General features: G+C 66.9%; 3 protein-coding genes. All 3 read right to left on the bottom strand.

Annotated features, from left to right (window positions below; all coding sequences use genetic code 11):
• Positions 1-856, bottom strand: an 856-nt coding sequence (locus tag EJV46_RS07960; protein ID WP_131548097.1) for a ParB N-terminal domain-containing protein, incomplete at its 3' end; no start/stop codon positions are given.
• Positions 846-1,253: a hypothetical protein gene (locus tag EJV46_RS07955; RefSeq protein ID WP_131548096.1), complete on the bottom strand. Its 408-nt coding sequence runs from the start codon at positions 1,251-1,253 to the stop codon at positions 846-848. The genes EJV46_RS07960 and EJV46_RS07955, both read right to left, overlap by 11 nt.
• 233 nt (positions 1,254-1,486) lie before the next feature.
• On the bottom strand, positions 1,487-3,837 hold a 2,351-nt coding region (locus EJV46_RS07950; RefSeq protein ID WP_206020748.1), incomplete at its 5' end, for a hypothetical protein.

Raw genomic sequence — 3,837 nt, 5'->3', positions numbered from 1 at the left:
CCATGACCAGCCGCTCCTTGGCCCAGACGATCTGGGCCCGGATGTCGAAGCCGCAGCTGGTCAGGCTGTCCGCCACCGTGGTGGCGTGCAGCGCGCCGTGCCAGACATAGGCCACGTCGCCAGGGAACAGGGCCCAGGCCTCGCGCCAGTCGGCCCGGTGATCGTTCTCCACGATCCCCGTGCGATGGGTGTCGGACAGGCCGGCGCGGTTCCGCCAGGCCGGGTCGTAGTTCACGCCGTAGGGCGGGTCGGTCACCATCAGGTGCGGCCGCACGCCCGCGAGCACCGCCTCGACCACCACGGGATCGGTGGCGTCACCGCAGATGATCCGGTGCCGGCCGAGGACCCAGACATCACCCGCGCGCGACACCGGGATCTCGGGCGGCGCGGGCACCTCGTCCGGGTCGGTCAGGCCAGCCGTGGGCTCCAGGAGGAACCTGGCCAGCTCGTCCTCGCCGAAGCCGGTGAGCGCCAGGTCGAAGCCCTCGCTGTGCAGCTCGCCCAGCTCCAGTCGCAGCATCTCGTCGTCCCAGCCGGCGGAGAGTGCCAGGCGGTTGTCGGCGAGGATGTAGGCCCGGCGCTGCGTGGGCGTGAGGTGGCTGAGCTCGATGGTCGGCACCTCGACCAGCCCGAGCTGTCGCGCGGCCATGACCCGCCCGTGGCCGGCGATGATGCCGCGGTCCCCGTCGACCAGCACGGGGTTGGTGAAGCCGAACTCGCGGATGGACGCGGCGATCTGGGCGACCTGGGCCGGCGAGTGGGTGCGGGCGTTCTGCGCATAGGGGATCAGGTCGTCGACGCGCGCCCGGTTGTAAGCCGGAAAGATCGGCGGGGTCGCAGCGGTGTCAGGCGTCATGCGTGCGGTCCTCCAGAGCAGGTCGGTTCCAGGAAACTGTCTCGCGGGTGCCATTGGCCGGATCGACGATGACGATCTCGATCGGCCGGCTCTCCTCCATGAGCACGGGCGGCGCCGGAGGCTCGGGATGCTTCTCACGCCAGCCGGCGCGCGCCTTAAGCCAGAAGATGCTGGCGCCGATGTTGCCGGGCGTGGTGGCCTGCTTGAACAGGCACTGCGCGACACGCGTGTTGGCCTCGATCACGGCGACATCCAGCTCGTGGCGGAAGTGCTTGCGCAGCGTGCGCGACGTGATGCCGATCACCAGCGCGATGTCGTCCTGCGGCACGCCATAGCCGGCCATGGCGTGGGCCATGCGGCGCTGCTCGGCCGTGGGAGCGAAGCTAGGCGCGCCCATGGGCTTGGCCTCCCGTGCTGAGCCCTTTGTAGTGCGGGAAGGCCGCCGTCCACCGCGAGGCGCGCGCGCGGCCCTCAAGTGCCTTAAGTGCCTTAGGTGCCTTTGCCCCAGCCCTCCTCCATATAGTGTCACACGCCGACCTGAAGAATGTTTCTGACACTTTCCACGCGAGGTTGGGGAGTGAGCCACTAAAGGCACTTAAGGCACTTGATTCCCGAATTTCTGTCATCCTCTCACCCCTCCTCAAGCTTCCACAATTGCGTCCCATTCAGGATCCTGGCGCGCGCGATGCGCAGGCCTTCGACACGCTTCTTTTCGTGTTGCCCAATCCAGCGACCCAGCCGCTTGCCGTTGACGGCGCCCTTGTCCCCGGCCACGACGAGGAGGGCCTCGCGGAAATCCGGATGGGCGAACTCGATTTTCGGTGTGTAGATCGATCCGCCGAGCGCCGTTCGGGGCATGCACGCGAAGTCGATTATTTCCCGGACCGTTACCTCGCGATCACCTAGATGGGTCCGCCATTCACTGAGGACGGCGGCGATGGATTCCAGCTTGGGATCAAGTGCCCGAACCGTCTCCATCGTGTCGATGGGATCAGCCTGCTCGAGCCAGAGCAGCGCCCCTCGCACCCAGGTGGACCAGCGTTCGAACGAGCCCAGCGGATCCGGAGCATCCGGGTATCCGGCGACGTGATAGGCCCGGAGGACGGTGAGCGCCGCGACCAGGAACTCCGGCCGATGTTGGTGCGCCTCTTTGAGCGGGTCGATCTCGAAGGTACGCAGCTCGGGCCGCTCCACCTGAGGGTCAAGCTGGCAGAGGATGGCGCGGCGGGTCATGTCGCCGAGCAGCGTGAGGTTGTTGCCGGTCGCGGTGACGAAGCTGTTGCTGGGCAGCTCCGGGGCTTCGGATTTGCCGAGGATGCGGCAGCGCACGAACTCCTGGGTGATCAGGGAGCACAGGAATTCGCCACCGAGAGCCGCCTCGCAGTTGTCGATCGCGATGACGTGCTCGCCGCCGAGCAGCAACGCGCCGAGGCGCTTCTCCAACTCCTCCTCGGTCCGGCCCTGCGAGATGACGCTGGCAGCACGGCCCGTTGAGATGATGCTGCATAGGTCGACCAGCATGGACTTGCCGGATCCCGCCACGGGGGCGGTGTAGCCATGAAGTGGCGCGGTCCGGAGCGACCGGCGGACGCTTGCCGTCAGAACGCCCGAGAGCGCGACGCTCCGGCTGGCTTTGTCCACGAAGGGGAAGGTGGAGACAAGCTGCTCGATGCGCGCCAGGGCTGCCCTCGCCTCGTCCTTGGTGGGTCGAGATGGGACGGAGGGAAAGGCCGTCTTGCGTGGGGCCAGCAGGAGGCCAGTGGCTGCGTCATAGCCTCGCTGATCCAAGATCGAGCCGTCGGGCCGGAGAGTAGGTGCCGAGAGCGTGCCTGACAGGACCGGAAGCCGCCAAAGCCCCCGGCGCTGCTGCAACACTGCGGCAATCCGGGCCGGTGCGTCGATATCGACCCACTTCCTGGAACGAGCATCGTAGCGCTGCCAGCGAGCACAGGCGGTCATTGCCTCCGCAAGCGCGTGATCTTCCAACTGGACGATCTGCAAGCTGCTGCCTGCGTCGGCGTCATCAACGCTGAGCCGGATGAGGCCCGGGCGAACCAGGAAGGACCCGCGCTGATAAACGCGATGGGGTCGGCGAATGAGCGCTTCCTCGGCCTGGCGCACCACCTCAGGCAGATCGCCGCCGTGAACGCGGATGACTGGCTTCGGCGGAGGCGCCGTTGGCTGGAAGGCGGGATTCTCGAGGTCGTCCGGCAGAAGAGCGCGCTGCTCCAGCATCTGCTTGAGGAAAAGCAACCTGTCCCGGTCGGTGCAGTGGTCATGGCGACAATGGATGACGAAACCTTCCGCCTCGCCGCCGTCGCCGGGATTACAGACAAAGGTTGCGAGGTCCGGATCGGGTTTCGAGTGCGCGTCTGCGTTGGGGCAGATGATGTGGTGGCGCACACCGCCGGCCACCTTCCCAACGAAGATGCTGGGCATCCGGGAGCGTAGGGCGTCTACGATCCGGAAGTGTCTGGCCGAAGCCGCGGCCCAGGAGGTCAGATCGAAGCACTCGCCCGTATGGGGGTCCGCGAACTCGATTCGCGGTGGAAGGCCGAAATCGAACGGGCCGGTGCTGGGCTTCTCTCGCTTGCCCCGCCTTCGGGCCGCAGTTTCGGACTGGGGCGCCTCGGGCAATGCAAAGATATCGCAGAGCTGCCCTTCGAGAATCCGTGTCTCTGGTGCCGGGCCGTCGGCCGGGCGCCGCGGAAGATAGAAGAGCCTGGAGGTATCGGTGCAGGATTGATCGTGATGGAGATGCAGTGCCGCGGCCAGAGCCTCGATGCGCTCTCTCCAGGCGGCGTTGGCCCGCTTCTGGTCTGCATAGTTCGTGGCCATCCAGGACCTGGCGAGGGGCAGGGCGATCCGGAACTTGGGGCAGGGGCCGTGCTGGAAGTAGGCGAACTGCTCGTCCGTGCCGGTGCGGGTCGCACCCGCGGCAATCTTAGGTAGCATACCCCTGTGCCGGAGGAACGCTTCCG

The organism is Roseococcus sp. SYP-B2431, assembly GCF_004336745.1.
Taxonomy (GTDB): domain Bacteria; phylum Pseudomonadota; class Alphaproteobacteria; order Acetobacterales; family Acetobacteraceae; genus Roseococcus.
This window is presented reverse-complemented; position numbering and strand designations above follow the sequence as displayed.